The sequence below is a fragment of the Sphingobacterium prati genome (assembly GCF_013167215.1).
GTDB classification, from domain to species: domain Bacteria; phylum Bacteroidota; class Bacteroidia; order Sphingobacteriales; family Sphingobacteriaceae; genus Sphingobacterium; species Sphingobacterium prati.
Genome location: NZ_JABJWY010000034.1, coordinates 42,954 through 62,602, shown reverse-complemented (window position 1 = coordinate 62,602; position 19,649 = coordinate 42,954). Strand labels below are relative to the sequence as shown.

Genomic DNA, 19,649 nt, shown 5'->3' with positions numbered 1-19,649 from the left:
GGCAGCCGCGCAGCGGAATGAGCTGCCGATTTATTTGCTACCGTATTTCGCATACAACTTTCGGTATTTTGCTTACGTTGCAACAATGATTTGTAGTGAAATTTGTAGCAACAAAAAACGAAAAATATGAGCGTAGAACACATTCAATTAGGAAGTCAAGGACTGGAAATCCCTAAAATAGGTTTGGGATGCATGGGTATGACTGGATTTGAAGATGCCGACATGTATGGAAAGGTCGATCTAAACGAGGCTATCGCGACCATCCATCGATCCTGTGAACTGGGCGGAAATTTTCTCGATACGGCCGATCTATATGGCCCATTTGAAAATGAAAAACTTATTGCAAAGGCTGTTGAAAACAATCGGGCACATTATGTCCTTGCGACAAAATTTGGCTGGGAGATCAATGATAGTAACAGAGTGACTTGGGCTATCAACGGGAAAAAGGAATATGTAAAAAAGGCAGTCGAACGCTCTTTGAAAAATCTGAACACAGATTATATTGACCTTTATTACATGCATCGTCTGGACAAGAATACGCCGATTGAAGAAACCGTTCAAGCGATGGCAGATCTTGTGCAGGAAGGGAAAGTAAAATATATCGGTTTGTCAGAAGTATCATCAGAAACAATACGCAGGGCCCATGCTGTGCATCCCATTACTGCGGTTCAGAGCGAATACTCATTGTTTGAAAGAACGGTGGAAGAAAAGGGTGTCTTGCAGACCCTCGACAATCTGGGTATCGGATTTGTCGCTTATTCCCCACTTGGACGAGGATTTCTATCCGGACAGATCCGTTCGATTGATGATTTGCCAGAAAATGATTTCAGGAGGGCGATTCCCCGTTTTCAGCAGCAGTATTTTCATAAAAATATCGAACTGGTTGAGGCTATAGAAAGCATGGCTGCGATCAAAAATGTTAGCAGCGCACAACTTGCCCTCGCTTGGATCATGCAAAAGGGAATTGTACCGATTCCAGGTACAAAGCGCAGAAAATATGTCGAACAGAATATCGAAGCAACTAAGATCAAGCTGGATCAAGCCGATATGGATAAGCTGGAGGCGATTATTCCGCTGGGAACCGATACCGGTGCCCCTTATGATGAATTCAGTATGGGACTTTTGGATTATTAATACTTAAATTTAGCGTTATGAACAGCATTGCTTCCGTTTCCGATTTTCACCGTTTATTGTCACTGCCTCAGCCAAAGCATCCGATGGTTAGTGTAATCAACCTATCAGAAAGTATCTTTTTAGAAGATGAGATATGGAAAGGCTTTGTGAATAAATTTTACTGCATCGCCTTAAAGCGAGATGCTACAGGGAAAATCAGGTACGGACAGCAATATTATGATTACGATAAAGGGGTTCTCAGCTTTACTGCACCAAATCAGGTGCAGTACCTGGATCTCCAGAATGTCCATTGTGGGGCAGGCTACTTACTGATCTTTCATGAAGATTTTTTGCTCAATCATCCACTGGCAACCCGTATCGGAGAGTTTGGATTTTTTTCGTACGCCGTCAATGAGGCCCTTCATCTCTCTGAGCATGAGGAGGACGATCTGATCGATATCCTCCTTAAGATCGACCGGGAGTGTGCGCATATTGATAGACATACGCAGGAGATTGTATTGGCACAAATAGAGCTGCTGCTCAACTATTCAAAACGATTTTATGAAAGACAATTTATCACGCGCAAGAATAGCAACCATCAGTTGTTGGCAAAATTTGAAGAAGTTTTAAATGATTACTTCGAAAACAATAAATATGCGCAAGACGGTCTGCTTACTGTGCAGTCCGTAGCCAACCTTATGAATCTTTCTCCGCATTACCTAAGCGATATGTTGCGCTTTTTAACCGGACAGAATACCCAACAGCATATCCATGAAAAATTGATCGCAAAAGCAAAGGAAAAGCTTTCGACGACACAGCTATCTGTAAGCCAAATTGCCTATGAGCTCGGTTTTGAGCACCCGCAGTCATTCAGTACACTCTTTAAAAAGAAAACACAAACGACGCCTGTCGAGTTCAGGGAAAAATTCAAATAAAATCAACAGATACTCAGCCTTGGTTACCTCAGGAGCTATAAGCTAAATTCAGAAATCGCTTTTTTATTTCAACGGCCATTTTCTCTCCAAATGGACTACCCAACACAGGCAGTAAAAAGAAATCGAAAACTATTGTGCTTGCTGTATTGTCCTATTGCAAAGCAGAACACAGATATTTGTAAAAATGCACACTTTATTCAAGCAGATCCACTCCTATTCAAGCAGATCCACTCCTATTCAAGCAGATCTTTCGTAACTGTATAATTGATAAATAAAAAACCTGATGAATGTAAAACGTATTTTCGGAACGATCCTGACTATTTTGGGTATCACCGGTCTTGGCTATGTTGCCTATGAAATAATAAATAAGAGTTCAGATTACACGACGTTAATAGTGATCGGCGTGCTCGGTTTGCTTTTCTTTTCTTCGGGAATCAGTCTGGTGAGGAATACCAAGGACGAAGCTTAATCAGGCATCTACCCCGCTCTATTTTTAGACGATCATTTTTGTTAAAATGCATGTGCCAAGCTGATGTTCATGCGGGCACCATTCCCTTTTACATAATTCATGTTATTGGATTGCCATTGTGAGATTACGGTAAAGTAGCCTTTATTGAAAAGGTTTTCCACGCCTAGTCGTAGCACAGTGCTGCGACGGATTTCATAGCTGGATGATAAATTAAAGATGGTAAAAGATTTTACTGGACCGGTGCCATAACTGTAAAGACCATTGACCGGGTCAAAGCGATCGCGGCCGGTGGTATTGACCAGCTGCGTCGTCAATGTACATTTGGCCGTGGGATGAATCGTGGCATAGGCTGTGATTTTTGGAGGGTTGATACGATCCCCACCAAGATATGTCTTTGAGGCATCTGCTAGCTCCCGCTTACCTTCAGTATAAGAATAGCTTGCTCCTAGATCCATAATCGGGTGTATGCGATAATCGGCCGACAGTTCAAACCCATAAATTTTCTCTGGCGAGCGCGCGATCTGCGGATTGCCATCTACAAATACATACGATGCCCCCAATGTCGACGTACTATAATAGGTTGCAGCCTCATACGATAAGCGGCCAACATCCCCCGAAAATCCTACTTCGTAATTATTCGCTTTTACGGCTTTGATGGAAGTATTACTTACGGTATTTTCTTTAGCCGCACGTAAGACTAACCCTAGATCAGCTACACTAAAGCTTTGTGAAAAGCTGATAAACGGCTTGAAAGCCTGTATTTTAGTATAGCGCAATCCGGCATTGAACATCAAGGCTGTAAAATTCAATTGACCGCCATTAACGTTGGTTCCGCCGCCCACATAACTTCCACTGACCGAGTTTAAGATCCCGATGGTGGTATAGTCAGGCACGTCGATATGTACATTTTCCAGGCGGCTGCCCGCTTTGAAAATAAGGTATTGACCAAATGAGGTTTTGACCTGAAAATAAGGTGCCAAATTACGCATGCGCATATCAGGGATTACAGTGCGCCCATCCGTAAGCATGGTATTTGTTTTATCCGACAGCAGGTCCGCTCCATACGTAAGCTGGCTCTCTACCCGATCCGACCATTGATAAGGCGTATTAAAATTCAGGCGCAAGCCCAATTTCTTGCTACGGGTACTTGGCTGGCCATTATTTTCGAAAAAGTTACTGTAATTGATCAGCGTATTATAGTCCTGAAAATAAAGATTCGCCTCCAGATCCGTTTTTCCGATCAATTCCTGTGCGCTATATTTTAAACTCGCGTTATGATTATAAGGCGTTCCTTCATGATCCCCTGGCCTCTTTCCCAGTACCCCAGTCGTTGGCGCATTGGTATCGCCATATTTACCAGCCTTCGCGATATAATCGGTATACTGTGTGCTCTTGTAGTAATTGTACATCATCTCCAAGTGGTTATTGGCATTGATGGTATAACCGATCTTGGCAAATGCATTCCAATTCTTCAGATCGTTCATACCATATTCGGGCGATAACACCGTGCCATCCGCATCTTGGTACAGGCCTGTTTGTTCATAGCGTCCACTGACGACATAATCCCAACGTCCCTGATGTCCACTAAAAAGTTGTCCCAGATAATAGCCGCCCGTTTGTCCGGGTTTGACAAGTGAGAAGTTACTTCCTATTTCCGTGCTTCCACGCAATGCTTTGTCCTGCGTGGCTTTCTTTGTGATGTAATTGATCAAGCCTCCGTCCGCTCCATTGCCATAGATCGCCGTAGCCCCTTTTATGACCTCCACGCGTTCGATCACACTTGGATCCAAGGCACGGATATCGCGGGCGCCATCACGCAGCGGCGTTGATTGCGGGATACCATCTATCATGACCAATACACGCCTTCCGCGCAATGTTTGCCCCAGATTTTGAGTACGATTGGTCGAAAAGCCAAGTCCAGGCACGGTGGACGCCAAGATGTCACTGAGGTTGTTGCTGATACTACGTTGTGCATCCAACTGCTTTTGTGAGAGAATCGTCACGGATGAAGGCACCTCATCCAAGGATTCCACGCGACGAGATGCCGACACCACGACCTCATTGATCCTGTTATTGGATTGCAATGTCAGCAATACGTTGACACTATCTTGAGGTAGTACAGTAATAACGGTGTCTAGCGTCTGGTAGCCTATCGAACTCAATTGAAGACGGCGTTGTCCAGCAGGCAATTCAGCATAAAACTTGCCAGACAAGTTTGTTTGGAGTTGACGCTGTCCATCTATGCGGACAGTAACATGCGCTAATGCATCCCCATTTTCTGTGTGCACAGCACCCAATAGGTGACCTTCCTGAGCATGCGTTAGCGCAGTAGACGATAATAAGATAAACAAGGCCGAGTAAAGCCGTTTCTGAGACATGGTCATTTGGTTAAGTAGATGATTTAAGACTTACAGATCAAACTGTATTCCGAGATTTGCCATTGTACCTGTTCCCTTGATGTAGTAGCGACCCTCATTGGTGGCACCACGTACCTCCGCATGAACGGGGTAATAATCAGCATTGAATAAATTGTTGATGGAGAATAGGAAGGTGAATTTCTGGTACTTATAACGTGTTTGTAAATCCACCAGATTATAACCCGAAATCGGATATTTACCATAATTATACGTTTCGGCAGGAAACACATCCCTTCCACCCAAATGCAGGTACTGCACATACACATTCCATTGCTCCGTTAATTTAAAATCAGCGTTCAAATTAATTTTGAAGGGTGAAATAATGGAATTGTCCAATTTATCCTTGTAAGTACCTTCATTTTTAAGATCCTGGCGTCCATCCATATAGCCAAGCACTGTACCCAGAGACAGCCATTGAAGCGGCTTGACATTCCCGACAAACTCAAGTCCATAAATACGCTGTGGTACCTGGCTCAATTCGTAATTACCAGGCGTAGAAGTCTCGGCAAAGGTCGTTCCTTTTTTAGAGTTGCTATAATAGCCCGTCAGTTGATAGTCCCATATATCCATCTGACCATTTACGCCCAATTCAACATTATTGACCACCACGGGTTTGGGATCAATCTGGCTCAATGGTACACCATTGCGCAGAATGAGGCCGACATCACCAATGGAATAGCCCTGCGAAAAAGAAGCAAAAGGCTGTGCATACCGGTATTTATTAAAACGCGTGGCGATATTAAATACCAAGGCATCCGAATTATTGTTTTCACCCGGAGTCAGTTTGCCATTTTTGGTTAGGTCACCGACCTTAAACCGGATATTTTCATAGCGTAACCCTCCTTTTAGGATCCAGTCGGTACCAAGGTTTAATTTACTCTGCAGGTAAAGAGCCAGGTTGTTCATATTCATATCTGGTGTTACCAGATCATCTTTCATTGTCTTCTGAACCGTGTGATCCTTTAGTAAATCCACACCATAGATGAGAGCCATCTTTGTAGATGCCCCCAATTGAAAGGGCGTATTGAAGTTTAGCCTCGCTCCTTTGTGATCCGAGTAATTTTGATTGTAGGTCTCAAAGACCGTATTCATATCTTCATAGTAGAGGCTCAAATTTGCTGCTGTCTTTCCATATTGGCCGTCATACTTCAGATGCAAGGCTTTATTGTAGGGTGTACCACCATTGATGACCGTATCGGATGGAATACCAATTGCCGGCGATTCGCCAAATTTGCCCGTTGTACCCACATACTTGCTGTCCTGGAGACTACGATAATAGTTGCCCATCAATTCGATGCGATGATCCGGAGCAATCTGATAGCCAATTTTGGCCAGCGCATTATACGATTTTGTCTCGCCCAGTCCATAGAAAGGACTTGCCACTGCTGCATCAGCGCTTCTCACAACGCCTGTACGGCCCATCTTGCCCTGGACAACATAGTCCCATTTGGCTATCTGTCCCGAAAATACCTGTGCAATATTGTAGCCGTAGGTTTCGCTTGGTTTTACCATGCTCAGCGAATTATTGAGGTAAGTGGATGAACTCAGTTTCTTGCCTATTTGAGGCTTTTTGGTAATATAGTTGATCACACCGCCGGCGGCACCATTCCCATACATTGCCGTCGCGCCATTGATCACTTCGATATGATCTATTGCACTGGCGTCTATCGTCCTTAGGTCACGCCCGCCATTACGTAATGGTGTAGACTGTGGGATACCATCGATCAGTACCAGGAAATTACGGCCACGGATCTTGGCGATAAAGTTGTTTTGACTTTCTTCGCTAGGTGAGATACTGGGTACTTTTTGCATCAGGATAGACGGCAGGTTGTCGTTGATCTGGCGCTGCTGATCGAGCGCCTTGCCACCGATATAGGTTACCGATGAAGGTACCTCATCGATATGTTCGGCCAGCCTACTCGCTGTTACCACCACTTCATCCAAATTGTGCTGAGCCACCTGCATCACCAGCGGGGCATCAATCTGATGGCTTTCTTGGTTCAGCGCTATCGATTGAACTGTACGTTCAAATCCCACTGAGCTCAGCGTCAAACTGTAGTTTCCATAAGGGATCCCCTCCAGCTTGAAATAGCCCTCGTGGTCAGATTTCGCCCCCTTCAGTCCATTAAGCTGAACATGCACATTTGCTAAAGGCATACCCTGTGCATTGACAACACGGCCGCTGATAGCGCCCTTCTGTTGCATGGGGAATAAAGAGGTTGGCCAAGGGTTTTCAGGGATAAAGGCCACCTCCGCCGAAACTGTGGAGGATAACGAACAAGAACAACATATTAAGGCGGCTGTGATTTTAGCCATGCTATATGGATTGACTTTCATTGCTTATAAAGGGCTGGTAGATGATTTTTAATACCTGTTTAAAATTTAAAATAATAATAACGGGGCAAAGATATATTATTTTGATTAATTCTAAATAAAATCTGATAATAATCTGGTTTTACCAGAGGAAACATATGGGATAATAAGATTTTTGTCCAGACCTGATCACCAATGAATCCAACTTGATCGTACAAAAAAATAACCCCTAATCTATATTAAGGGTTATTTTGATCATTGAAAAATACACTATGAGCCAAAGCTATGAATCCCATTTCAGGCACCACGGACAAGTTCCGAATACAGCGACCTTAAACATGATTATTTTTTATAAACTTTACTATCCGTTCGCTCGCTGTGTCGCAGAAATCAAGACCCGAATAATCCGGATTCAACCCACCGATAAAAGGCACGGCCATGATAAATAGATTTTCTGTTGCGTTTCCAAAGGAATCGAGTGCCTGAAAATAATCGTTGATACTTAGTCCTTTCACCTGCATATAATAGCCGCCATTACTGTCGGCCCTTACATTTAGATCATTTCCATCCAAATAGCTGAGTCCCTGCGCTTTATTTTTGAAATTTAAGTAAGCCGTACTGATCAGCCCATTATGCTTTAAGCCCTCAAAGGGTAAGTCATTAAATTCGAGAGCCTTTTGTCCGGTGCCATCTACATAGAGTTGATAATGGACGCTTTGCTCATTTCCTTCTGTATCCTTATAGTTGTAAATTGCGCCGCCGTCAGCATGAGGAACGACTTGGCTGTCCTTATCAACTTGAATATGATCTATGACACCCGCTTCATATAAAGCAATAATCTCGCTATAAGATTCCTGCGGCAGGGAGGCAATGATCACGCTGATGAGCGGCATTAAGACTTTGCGCAATCTCAGCATGTCTTCGGCAGAAAAATGTTTGGCCGGATAATTCATGGCGTAGCTAAAAGCAGCCAATAATTCCTTCCATGAGATAGACTGTCGTCTATTAATGGATTTTTCAGCTTCCTGATATTCGGCCTTAAAAAGTGTGAAACTGTCCAGTTCTTTACGTAGCGTCAGCATTTCATCTACAAACTGCTCGATACTGAGGTCTTTGACCTTCTCATAAAAAGCAGGATCCCTTTGCATAAGCGGATTTTTAAAATTTCGTTCGAAAACATAATCCAAGTCCACAAAACCATTATTTTTAGTTTTATAATCATAAATTTCCTGCAATGTCATCGACCAGGTCAACGAATAGGGTTCTTGTTCAGAATGAAATCTCAATGCGGGCAGAAAGCCACTCGTTGAAAATAAATGAATGTTAAAGTTGCTGGAAGCTTCATCCAGCACATAGCTGACTTTGTCTCCCAGGTAAGTATATCGACCATTCCGGCGTGAAAGGGTTTTGATGGCATCTACAGCAGTCAGCGACGCTCCTTTGATCGCGATGGGGTAATCTGTGGCATGGTCAAACTTAGCAGGCGGATAGGGCGAGTCATACCATCCATCGGTTTCTCCCTCAAAAGTTATACCCCAATGATGTCCGGTGCATAATACCACGATTTGGGCTTCATATTCTTCATCCGCAGTGATAATTATCCGATAATTTTCATTTTTATCATCGCGGACAATGTCGTTTACCGAGGTCTCGGTGCTAACGTTAACCTTTATCTTGCTCTTTATAGCAAGTTTGATATATTGGTGAAATTGGTTTTCGAGATAATCCCCCAAAAGCAGGCGCGGTACTACCTGGTATGGATTGAGCTTGCCATTCGCGTAGTAGTCTAGATAATCATCCGTTGGATATTTTGATAGATAAGAAGAGACATCATTAACTAATGCCGGAATTTCATTTGCCGAGACGTTGGCGAGATGTTCAGGGCACGATCCATATTTACCGTAGGGCATTCCGACACCCAGCCGTTCATTTTTTTCAAAGATGTAGATATTTTCAACGGATAGATGCTGGTTGACAATCTGCTTTAACATAAATAATGCAGCAGGCCCCCCTCCGATTAGTGCAATCGATCTTAGTTTTTGATATTGCATAAAAGTTGTTCGATGATGTGTTAGCCTAATTAATGTAAACCATACCTGCCTTAAGATCACTTAGATAAGGCAGGTATGATAAACCTAAAATGTTTTTAGACTATGAAGGCACTTTTCTAGATTTTTCTCTCTCCCAGACGCGGTGCCCTTTCATTACATTGATAAAATCCTGAGTCAGATTATCTTTGCTTTCGAAGATCACCCCCTTATCCTTTTCAATAAACGACCTTGCTGCCAATTGCTCTGCGTCGTTAGCAAAAGCCAAGGCTTTACAGTGACGGTAGCCCTCATTGATAAATTGCAGGTAGTCCGGATTAGTGGCGAGCGTCATTACTGAATCACCGCCTGGGGTATAAAAAGCATCATAGCAGACAGAAGCTTCTGTGAGGTACGAATGCTGGATTTCTTGCTCCGACCCCTCTTTAAAGCGGATCTTGCCCACCTGAGCTGCGATCAATACCGCCTGAGATCCTTCAGATTCAAGAGCAGCCTTCATTTTATCTATTGAGGCTTTACTTGCCCCATTATCGATCAAAAAGGCAACTTTCCGGGTTTTGATGGTACCCTCATCGGCTTTCACCTTCATGCTCAGTGCTGGCGACTGGTCAACTTCCGGTTTTTTGGGTTTGATCGGATACTTAGGGTGGTTTTGACGGGCAAATTTAAGCGTTAAGGGATCGAGCTCCTTTTCGGGCTCCAGACCCAGATTTGCGCCCACTTTCTTCGCAAGATCTTTATCGATCTGATTTAAAATTGCAAGTTGTCTTTTACGTATGTTTACATCATTTACTTTAGAAAGCTCAAAACTCAGGGCATTGACAATATGATCCTGTTCCTCAGGACTCTGTGAGGTGAAAAATAACCTTGCCTGACTAAAGTGATCGGCAAAGGACTCCGATCGGGCCCTTACTTTAGTGCCGTTGAGCGGTTGTTTGTGCGATTCAAATCCAACCTCCCCGTTGAGCATAGCGTGATACGGGCAGCCTTCAGCTTTGCTATTGGGAAAATAACTAACCGCACCTGTGGGTATATCCATTCGCGCAAAACCGTCCTTTTGATTGTTATGTTTTCCGTTTACCGGGCGATTGATGGGCAGCTCATGAAAATTAGGGCCCCCAAGACGGTAATTTTGCGTATCCATATAGGAGAAGATTCTCCCCTGCAGTAGCGGGTCATCCGTAACATCGATGCCCGGTACCAGTCTGCCCGGATCGAAGGCAATCTGTTCGGTTTCGGCAAAGAAATTCTCCGGATTACGGTTTAGCGTCATTGTTCCGACAATCTGTACCGGGATCAATTCCTCCGGAATAATTTTGGTAGCATCAAGGATATCGAAGGAATATTTCAGTTCGTCTTCCTCCGGAATAAGTTGTACACCCAAATCCCATTGTGGGAAATCACCTTTTTCAATGGCCTCCCACAGGTCACGTCTATGAAAATCGGCATCAAATCCAGAGATTTTCTGCGCTTCATTCCAGGCGACCGAATGAACACCCAATCGTGGTTTCCAGTGAAATTTAACGAATGTCCCCTTTCCCTGCGCATTGACAAATTTAAAGGTATGCACACCAAAGCCCTCCATCATCCGCAAACTTCTGGGTATTGCCCGGTCAGACATCGTCCACATGATCATATGAGCCGATTCGGGCATCAGCGAAATAAAATCCCAGAAAGTATCGTGCGCAGATGCCGCCTGTGGCATTTCATTGTTAGGCTCCGGTTTGACGGCATGCACCAGATCGGGAAAATTCATTGCATCCTGAATAAAAAAAACAGGAATATTATTTCCGACAAGATCATAATTTCCCGCTTCGGTGTAGAATTTTACCGAAAAACCTCTTACATCCCTTGCCAGATCGGTAGATCCCTTAAATCCTGCTACCGTCGAAAACCGTGTAAACAACGGTGTCACTGTGCCTTTCTTTAAGAATGCAGCAGTCGTATATTGGGAGAGGTCTGCCGTAGCTTCAAAAATCCCATGCGCACCAGAGCCCCGGGCATGCACCACCCGCTCAGGAATACGCTCACGGTCAAAATGCATCAGCTTGTCAAAATAAATATGATCTTGCTGTAATGATGGTCCTCGCTCTCCCGCTTTCAGGGTATTGTTATTATCATACATGGGCACACCATCATTGGTCGTCATCACTTTTTGGTGATTGTCAACTGATCGCTGATCAATTTCGATCGTTTTTACATTTTTTTCCTTTTTCATATTCAAATATTCTATGTTGTACAATTTCATACATGCTCCTACCGCTTGTTTTATCAAACAAGTATTGATAAATAACCAGTGATAACATCGTAGCACATGCGTATTTCTGAGCATTACATAAGCCCTATATTGACGTTCGATAGCCACCTAACACCGAATAAAATATCTACAAAAAATAAAATGACGACTGGGAATTGTGTTTTTTCGAGACCACCCAAACGATAGTTAGCTAAATCGCAATTCAACATAAATAACAAGTACAGTACTGAAATGTTTTATCTGTACAAAAAAAAATTAATACAGGTTACAGAATATTTCCCTTGACGGTATCAAGGATTTTGTTAGCCTACTTTGTAAAGCTATGTCTGAATCTTCGCTGAATCCAGTGTTGGTGCAGTTTTCCATTGTTGAAGTGGAGCCCGTACCGGGGCGATGGTCGGGACATATGGCGATTGTCATAACAATTGGAAAGATGGTAAATCATACCTTTAACAATCATTTAACATTATTAAGTATAGATAATCAATTATATTTTGTAAATTCACATCAACCAATCACTAGAGGTTGGAAAATAAATACAAGAACTATCTCTTCCGCAAAAATTCACATGTCCCAGTCTATTAAATTCGACAATGTAAATACATTGTTCTCCAAAACATTGAAGCAAAAAATCAATCATTATTTCAATAATTCATCAAAGCAGAAAACCGGCAATCGACGAATTTTTTTGAAAGCTTCCATTCTATTGACCACTTTTATCATTCTATACGTTCTATTGGTATTTGTCCCCATCCATTGGAGTATCGCCATTGTATTGTGCCTTATTTTCGGGGCCAACCTAGCCGCTATCGGCTTCAATATCATGCACGATGCCGGGCACAATTCATTTTCGGGCAATAAACGGCTGAATACCGTTTTGTCCTATTCGCTCAATCTATTGGGCGGTAATATCTATTTTTGGAAACTCAAACATAATATTGCCCATCATACCTACACCAATATTGATGGCGAGGACCACGATATCGAGGTCAAATTTATGCGTATACACCATGATCAAAAATTAAAGAAACACCACCGCTATCAACGCTTTTACTTCCCCTTGTTGTATGGTATCTCCTATCTGGCCTGGATTTTTTATCAGGATTACGAGAAATACTTCCGCGGCCGTATGGGTAATGATACTGATCGTTTTCATTTTCCCCTCAAGGAGCGCGTTATATTTTGGGTGAGCAAGCTGCTGCATTTTACATTATTTGTTGTTGTTCCCATTATATTTGTCGGTTGGTTGCCTACGCTGCTAGGTTTATTAATTGCTGGGGTCGTCTGTGGACTGAGCCTGGCCACGGTATTCCAGCTGGCGCATGTGGTTTCGGGAACAGAGTTCAAGACCATCGAAGCCTCCCGGGTGGAAGAAGAATGGATGATCCATCAGATCCAGTCGACGGCCAATTTCGCCACCAAGAGTAAGGTATTGACCTGGTTGCTTGGCGGGCTTAACTTTCAGGTCGAACATCACCTGTTTCCTAAGATCAGCCATGTCCATTACCCGGCACTTAACCGCATTGTGAAACAGACCTGTGAGGAATATAAATTGCAGTATAATGAATTTAGAACATTCTGGGCTGCTTTTAGGTCCCATATTGGCGTCATTCATTCGATGTCCAAGTAAATGAATTTAGCGGCTGATCGTACGTAGTCAGCCTAAGGAATATAAAGCTCCTTTTTCTGCTGCAATTAATCTGCGCAGAAAAAGGAGCTTTAATGCGATATAGGGGGCGTTTATAAACTTATGTGAAAAATAAAATACAAATTATGCTAAATGTCAATATATTATACCTATACTTGTATTATAATCAGGCTTCGCCTTTGCTTTTCTGAAATCGTCAAGTATTACTTTTCCACTCAGTTTTCGCATTTTCAGTAGCTAATTTTGTTGTCAAAATAATAGGTGAAGTACCTTTTTGAACTTGCATAAACCCAAGCCCATTAAATACCAAACATCATTTCTTGCGAACAAAACGATTGACCAGAGTAAGGATAATAGTATCATTGCAATGGGGTTAAAAATGAATAATTTAATACTAATATATAATACAATGCAAGAAGGAACAGTAAAATTCTTTAACCAGACAAAAGGTTTCGGTTTTATTACACCAGCTGATGGTGGTGAAGACATTTTCGTACACGTTACTGGTCTAATCAATGAAGTACGCGAAAACGATAGCGTAACATTTGATTTGGAGAACGGTAAGAAAGGCATTAATGCCACGAACGTACGTATCGCTTAATTAAGTAGAATAGTCAATCTGGAATTTGCATGGCGCATTTTCTAAGAAAGTGTAACAGAGATCTGTTACACTTTTTTTATTAGAGGCCCTTCACTCCTGGTCAAATTCATAGGCTCATACAAAGGCCTATGCAGCTTTGCCAAAGGAATGCCTAAACGAGTCTATTTATATTTTCTTTCGCATGGCTTTTATGGCCAGCCCGGCTGCCATTCCGCCGATGACATACCAAGCTACCGTCATTATTTTTGTACGTGGCGTCTTTTTTATCGGCTTGGCATCAAGCCCGGCCTGTTCAGGTATTGTCAATGTTGCCAGGCCTACGGCTGTCCCGAGCAGTGCTCCTCTGAGGAGGAGGTGTTTACCACCGCCATAGCCGATCATGGTATATAACATTGCATTTGAAGCCACATCAGCTCCAAATGTAGCTGCAACGAGTGCGTTTCCTTTAAGCGGTTCAAATCCGGCAGCACGTACCGACTTCTGCATCGCCTCCTCACCTACCTGGTCAATTTCTGGAGCTTTTGGATCAAATCTTTTTGCAGCACTGTGGATCACATTGAGCACAACTGCACCGATCAGTCCGCCCAACATATTTTTATTAAATACATTCATTATTTCATGTGTTAAGTTGTCAATCGTTCCTGTAAAGTTTGCAACAGGCTACTTTGAGAACATCCAGCGGTACGAAATAGTTCGATTGAATCCTTCAAAGCTGCCAGTTTACAGCTTCAATTCCAAAGTTCAGGAAGGCAGATATTTTAGTGGTAGCTCATCAGGCAAATAATGCGTTCTAAAGTTTATTATCCTGCTAAACAACACAAGCAAGAGGAAACTACCAGCGAAGAATAGGCCCCACCAATAATAACCCATTTTCCAGACAATTGGCGTCCAGATAACCAATGCCAGCATGAATATCCAAATCAGCACCTTTTTCCATGGGTTGCCATGCGTGAACGCTACAGGAAAACGCGCTTCAAGCTTACTGATACGCTCGTGTAAGGCGACAACAAAATCGCGATAGGCCTACCGATTGGATTTGCGTGTTCAATATCCACTCCATCTGTCTTTGGCCGTCGTAATTTTTGTTGCGCATCGGCTATAAAGAAGGTCAAACTTTTGAGGTGGATATGCTTTTGTCTTTAAAATAGATATCAATGGTATGCCAGCCAGTGTCCGGCAGGCCCAAATGGATTCGGTGAATAGATGTTGCTCTCTCAAGAAGCGGACCTATTTTGTTCGCCATAGCAAATATAATAAAAGACCCCGATTCCGTGTACAACAACGATATAAATCAAGCTTCAAACGATTTGTTAAAAAGTAGCGGTTCGATAACTGATTATTTCCTATTTTTGTATGACTTCCAATAACAATCTAATTTAGTCGGGAACAACTGCTATGCAATTTAACTTTTCATTCGAATCCAGCCCCTTTAAGACGCTTATCGCCTTTCATAAGATTATAAAACCGTTTGAGGAAACGGCTTTATCCGAAGTTGGTTTTCAGGCTAGCTATGCAAAATCTTTGCTGGAAGAATTTAAAAAATACCCGGCGCTTATCGATGGGATCGAAAAGACCGAAGAGCTGAAACAGTACGAGCCTATCATCAAAGTCCTTTTAGCTGATTTATTCCCAAGTTCGCTGACACAAAATGAGATAAAAGCGGTTACAATCCCTTTCCATTCCTATACATTTAATCATACAGCGCGATTAGATCGTATTTTAAGCGATGCTGGGGACCATTATCAGTTTAGCTTGCGGGATATCACTGCTGATTATTTTTATATTCTGAATTGCTGTGTAATTCTGAGCCAATATTATGGATTCAAGGTAGATGCCATGGATGCTCCCCTGTTTTTGGATATCCCCGATAAGAATAACATCACGCATCACTACCGGGTACTGTTCAACGCCGATTTTATGGATGTCATCCCTACAGATCGTGCCATTGCCCTTTCGGCTGAGGACATTACTGAGCTGGTTGATCATTTTTCAGATATCGCGTTGTGGAAGTCCAAATTTCCAGAGCAAAGCTGGATTCTGAAAGGTTTTTCCATTATGACCCTTTTTGACGCGACTATTGAAAATGCAGTTTCAAGCTTTAAGAGCAACTTACTTCGGGAAGACAGCGCTATACAGCTGGCAGAAATTGAAACTATTTTCAGGTCAATCTATAAAATAGACGATTTGCGCATAGGACTTACCTCCTTTGAAAAAGTCAGGGAAGAGTTCAATCTCAGAATCGTCGAAAAACAGCTATACAGCCATCTGTTATACGATTCCACGATTGCAGAGTGTGAAGAGATGCTATGTAATGATACCTTGGAGAGCCTGCTTACCGAAGAAGAGCTACTCGTCGTTCCCGATATCGACAAAATGCCAGTTTCAGATCCAAAGCAAGCGTGTTTTGTAAACAAACTGAAACAGCAAAATGTGAAGAGCTTTATCTTTGCCCCCTTGATACAGGATGACAAAGTGCTGGGGATATTAGAAATGTCCTCGTCCCGGGTACGTGAACTGAATTCTGTCAATGCCAATAAACTCAACTTTATCTTGCCGTTTATAAGAGACAAGGTATTTAAGGCATTTTCTGAAACAGAAAACCAGATTGAAGCCATCATCCAGAAAGAATACACATCCATTCATCCGAGTGTCAAATGGCGTTTTCAGGAAGAGGCCATCCATTACCTCAACGATAAAGCCTTTGGAAAAGATTACACCCTTCAGGAAATCGTTTTTGAAAACGTTTACCCGCTCTACGGTCAGATTGACGTCCAAGGCTCTTCAGAATCCAGAAATCAAGCCATTAAACAAGATTTGGTCAACCAGACCACAGATCTGATCGCGCTTTTCACAGCGATAAACCAAAAACATCGATTGCCCCTATTTGAGCAGAAAGTGTTTGACCTGGAGCGAAACCTGGAGATCCTCGACCATTCCCTGTCCACGGATACAGAACAGGTGATTCTAGATCATTTCAATCTGGATGTGCACCCTATCTTGGATAATTTTCGGAAAAACAATACAAATAGTCCGATCGCCAAGACTATTGACGCCTACTTCGATCGGATAAATCCTGCCATAGGTGGTTTTTACGAGGCTAGGCAAGATTACGACAACTCAATCGATCTGATCAATAAGAAATTAGTGACTATTCTTGACGGAAAACAGGTAGAAGCGCAAGAATACTTCCCGCATTATTACGAGCGTTATAAAACCGATGGTATTGAGCACAATATGTATATCGGAGCTTCCATCGCACCGGACAAGAATTTTGATCTATACTATCTCAAAAATCTACGGCTATGGCAGATGCAGGTCATGTGTGAAATGGAAAATAAGTTTAAAAAGATTCAGCCCAAATTACCTCACCAACTGGACGTCACATCGCTGATCCTCGTTTTTGGAAACCCGATTTCCATCCGTTTTAAAATGGACGAAAAGCAGTTTGATATCGACGGCTCCTACAATGTACGATATGAAATTGTGAAAAAGCGCATCGACAAAGCGAAGATCAAAGGATCGGCCGAGCGTATTACCCAAAAAGGGAAATTAGCCATTGTCTATTCACATTCTCATGAAGAAACAGAATATCTGGGGTATATCAAGCTGCTGCAGTACAAAGGCTTATTAAATGAAGAAATTGAAAAGTTTGAGGTAGAAGATCTGCAGGGGCTAATCGGTCTTAAAGCTCTTCGGGTTGGATTTACGTTTCGGGATCATGGTTAAAAGAAATCATCAGCCCCGTCCACTTGCCGATTTCTAAAACATTGAAGCAGAGCCTCTAATGGCGATGTATGTGACGCTGCCGTAAAAAAATTACGGCAACCTAGATATTATTTGTAATTTTGTTCAAAATCAAAACAGCGATGCTAGCAAAATTTACAGTCTCCAATTTTAAGAGTTTTAATAAAGAAGTTACTTTTGACCTTACAGACACCAACGGCTATACATTTAATAAAGACTCGATTAAACATGGTATTGTTAACAATGCCCTTGTTTATGGGCATAATGGAGTGGGCAAATCTAATTTAGGTCTGGCAATATTTGATGTCATCGGACATCTAACCGATGGGAAAAAACATGACGCAGGATATGAAGTATACCTAAATGCATATAATGTTAAAAAATATGCAGAATTTAGTTATGAATTCTTGATCGATGGTACAATGGTAAACTATACATATCGCAAATTAGATTACAATACCATTTTATCCGAAACTTTCTCAATTGGTGGACAGCTGTTGGCAACAATAGACAGGACAATTAGTAACACAGCGAAATTTCATTTTAAAGGTGCTGAGACGCTTAAATCAGAAATCACAAATACCGAACTTTCAATCATAAAATATGTAAAAAATAACACAGAGCTTGACAAGAACAAAACAAACGACGTATTCAACAAATTTTTTAATTTTATCGAAGGTATGCTATTTTTTAGGTCATTGCCTAAAAATGAATATATGGGTACAACAGCCGTTTCAACTAATGTGGTGGACGATATTATAGAGCGAGGAAATTTAGTTGATTTTGAAAATTTTCTAAATCAAGCTGGTATTGAATGCAAGCTCAAATTGATCGATGAAATAGATCGAAAAACAATAGGTTTTGACTTCGATGGAAAAGAGATACCATTCGTTAAAATTGCTTCGCAAGGTACTCGCTCTCTTATGCTATTTTATTATTGGTTTCAAAGAATAAAAGAGCAAGGCGCTGTTTCTCTTGTATTTATTGATGAGTTTGATGCGTTTTATCATCATGACCTTTCTGAATTAATTGTTCGTGAGTTAAAGAGAAGTGGTGTTCAATTTATTCTGACAACGCATAATACCTCAATTTTAACTAACGACCTATTACGACCTGACTGTTATTTTTTGATTGATAAGCAAAGTATAAGGTCTCTTTCTAAAAGTACTTCAAAAGAATTAAGAGAAGCTCACAACATCGAAAAAATGTATAAAGCAGGCACGTTCAATGGATAATAATATATTGTTTGTTTTCGAGGGAGAAAAAACAGAAAAACTAGTTTCCAAAAGTATTAAGAGAATATATTTTGATGATAGAACTATTATAACCTGTGCATATTGCAACAATCTTTACAATCTACATCGAGAAATCTCTGCAGACGAGGATTTAGATACTTTTTCACTTTTAAAAAGTATGGGAATCAATAGAGATATATTGGCACCTTATGACAGAACTGACTTTGCTGAAATATTTTTATTTTTCGATTATGACGGACATGACACAGTAGCCGATGATGACAAAGTCTTAGCGATGCTCAATTTTTTTAATGAAGAAACCGAGCAAGGTAAACTTTATATCAGCTATCCAATGGTTGAAGCACTAAAGCATTTTACTGGCAATGAGAGTTTTAGAGATCTAAAGGTAAAATGTAAGGAGAATATAAATTATAAAAAGTTAGTTAGCGACGAAGCTCATAAAGAATTTTTGCAACTTAACAATTATGAACGGGAGATTTGGAATACTCTTATAATTTGCCATTTATCAAAAATGAATCATATTGTTGAGGATGTGTACAAATTCCCAATTAGATTGATGTTTCAAGATGAGATCTTTGAACATCAACTAACAAAATATATATCTGTTGACCAAACTACAGCAGTACTTAGCGCTTTCCCTTTATTTCTACATGATTATTTTGGAAATAAATCTCTAATAGAGAAAATTAAAAAGTAATAAAACCGAAACATTTAGCGAGGAAGGTAAATCGACCTTGTTTATACGCTCCGTTAGAGAATAGCACTGCTAAGCCTTAAGGTATCTAAAGGCCGAATACAGGCGAATTTGAAAATTCTCAAATTATAATCAGAAAAAACAGTTATATTTA

13 protein-coding genes are annotated in these 19,649 nt (G+C 41.5%); 8 read left to right on the top strand and 5 right to left on the bottom strand.

Features of this window, described 5'->3' with window-relative positions; genetic code table 11:
• The first annotated feature begins 126 nt into the window (after positions 1 to 126).
• The 3 genes from HPC41_RS10480 to HPC41_RS10470 all read left to right on the top strand — a co-directional run bounded on the left by HPC41_RS10480 (position 127) and on the right by HPC41_RS10470 (position 2,517).
• Positions 127 to 1,134, top strand: a complete 1,008-nt coding sequence (locus HPC41_RS10480) for an aldo/keto reductase (RefSeq protein ID WP_172393974.1) — start codon at positions 127 to 129, stop codon at positions 1,132 to 1,134.
• A gap of 17 nt (positions 1,135 to 1,151) precedes the next feature.
• Positions 1,152 to 2,048 carry a helix-turn-helix domain-containing protein gene (locus tag HPC41_RS10475; RefSeq protein WP_172393973.1) on the top strand — a complete coding sequence of 299 codons (897 nt, stop codon included), beginning with the start codon at positions 1,152 to 1,154 and terminating at the stop codon, positions 2,046 to 2,048.
• 283 nt (positions 2,049 to 2,331) lie between these two features.
• Complete coding sequence (locus HPC41_RS10470; RefSeq protein WP_172393972.1) at positions 2,332 to 2,517, top strand: hypothetical protein; 186 nt, start codon at positions 2,332 to 2,334, stop codon at positions 2,515 to 2,517.
• 41 nt (positions 2,518 to 2,558) lie between these two features.
• On the opposite strand, the gene HPC41_RS10465 is transcribed toward HPC41_RS10470, so the two are convergent.
• The 4 genes from HPC41_RS10465 to HPC41_RS10450 form a co-directional block, all read right to left on the bottom strand.
• A complete protein-coding gene (locus HPC41_RS10465; RefSeq protein ID WP_172393971.1) occupies positions 2,559 to 4,895 on the bottom strand; it encodes a TonB-dependent receptor in 2,337 nt (778 codons plus the stop codon).
• 30 nt (positions 4,896 to 4,925) lie between these two features.
• Positions 4,926 to 7,250, bottom strand: a complete 2,325-nt coding sequence (locus tag HPC41_RS10460; protein ID WP_172393970.1) for a TonB-dependent receptor — start codon at positions 7,248 to 7,250, stop codon at positions 4,926 to 4,928.
• A gap of 329 nt (positions 7,251 to 7,579) precedes the next feature.
• A complete protein-coding gene (locus tag HPC41_RS10455) occupies positions 7,580 to 9,298 on the bottom strand; it encodes an FAD/NAD(P)-binding protein (RefSeq protein WP_172393969.1) in 1,719 nt (572 codons plus the stop codon).
• A gap of 100 nt (positions 9,299 to 9,398) precedes the next feature.
• Positions 9,399 to 11,513, bottom strand: coding sequence for a catalase (locus HPC41_RS10450; protein WP_172393968.1), 2,115 nt, complete (start codon positions 11,511 to 11,513; stop codon positions 9,399 to 9,401).
• Positions 11,514 to 11,874: 361 nt separating this feature from the next.
• Here HPC41_RS10450 and HPC41_RS10445 point away from each other — a divergent pair, with 361 nt between their 5' ends.
• Entirely contained in the window at positions 11,875 to 13,182 is a 1,308-nt protein-coding gene (locus tag HPC41_RS10445) for a fatty acid desaturase family protein (protein WP_246250574.1), read from the top strand.
• Positions 13,183 to 13,609: 427 nt separating this feature from the next.
• Complete coding sequence (locus HPC41_RS10440) at positions 13,610 to 13,801, top strand: cold-shock protein (RefSeq protein ID WP_104381945.1); 192 nt, start codon at positions 13,610 to 13,612, stop codon at positions 13,799 to 13,801.
• A gap of 165 nt (positions 13,802 to 13,966) precedes the next feature.
• Here the strand turns inward: HPC41_RS10440 and HPC41_RS10435 are convergent, their stop codons facing one another.
• A complete protein-coding gene (locus tag HPC41_RS10435; protein WP_172393967.1) occupies positions 13,967 to 14,413 on the bottom strand; it encodes a hypothetical protein in 447 nt (148 codons plus the stop codon).
• A 783-nt stretch (positions 14,414 to 15,196) separates the two neighbouring features.
• On the opposite strand from HPC41_RS10435, the gene HPC41_RS10430 reads away from it, so the two are divergent.
• The 3 genes from HPC41_RS10430 to HPC41_RS10420 all read left to right on the top strand — a co-directional run bounded on the left by HPC41_RS10430 (position 15,197) and on the right by HPC41_RS10420 (position 19,498).
• A complete protein-coding gene (locus tag HPC41_RS10430; protein WP_172393966.1) occupies positions 15,197 to 17,527 on the top strand; it encodes a GAF domain-containing protein in 2,331 nt (776 codons plus the stop codon).
• Positions 17,528 to 17,667: 140 nt separating this feature from the next.
• Positions 17,668 to 18,780 carry an AAA family ATPase gene (locus HPC41_RS10425; protein ID WP_172393965.1) on the top strand — a complete coding sequence of 371 codons (1,113 nt, stop codon included), beginning with the start codon at positions 17,668 to 17,670 and terminating at the stop codon, positions 18,778 to 18,780.
• Positions 18,773 to 19,498, top strand: a complete 726-nt coding sequence (locus tag HPC41_RS10420) for a hypothetical protein (protein ID WP_172393964.1) — start codon at positions 18,773 to 18,775, stop codon at positions 19,496 to 19,498. The genes HPC41_RS10425 and HPC41_RS10420 overlap by 8 nt, the downstream gene beginning before the upstream one ends.
• Positions 19,499 to 19,649 lie beyond the last annotated feature (151 nt).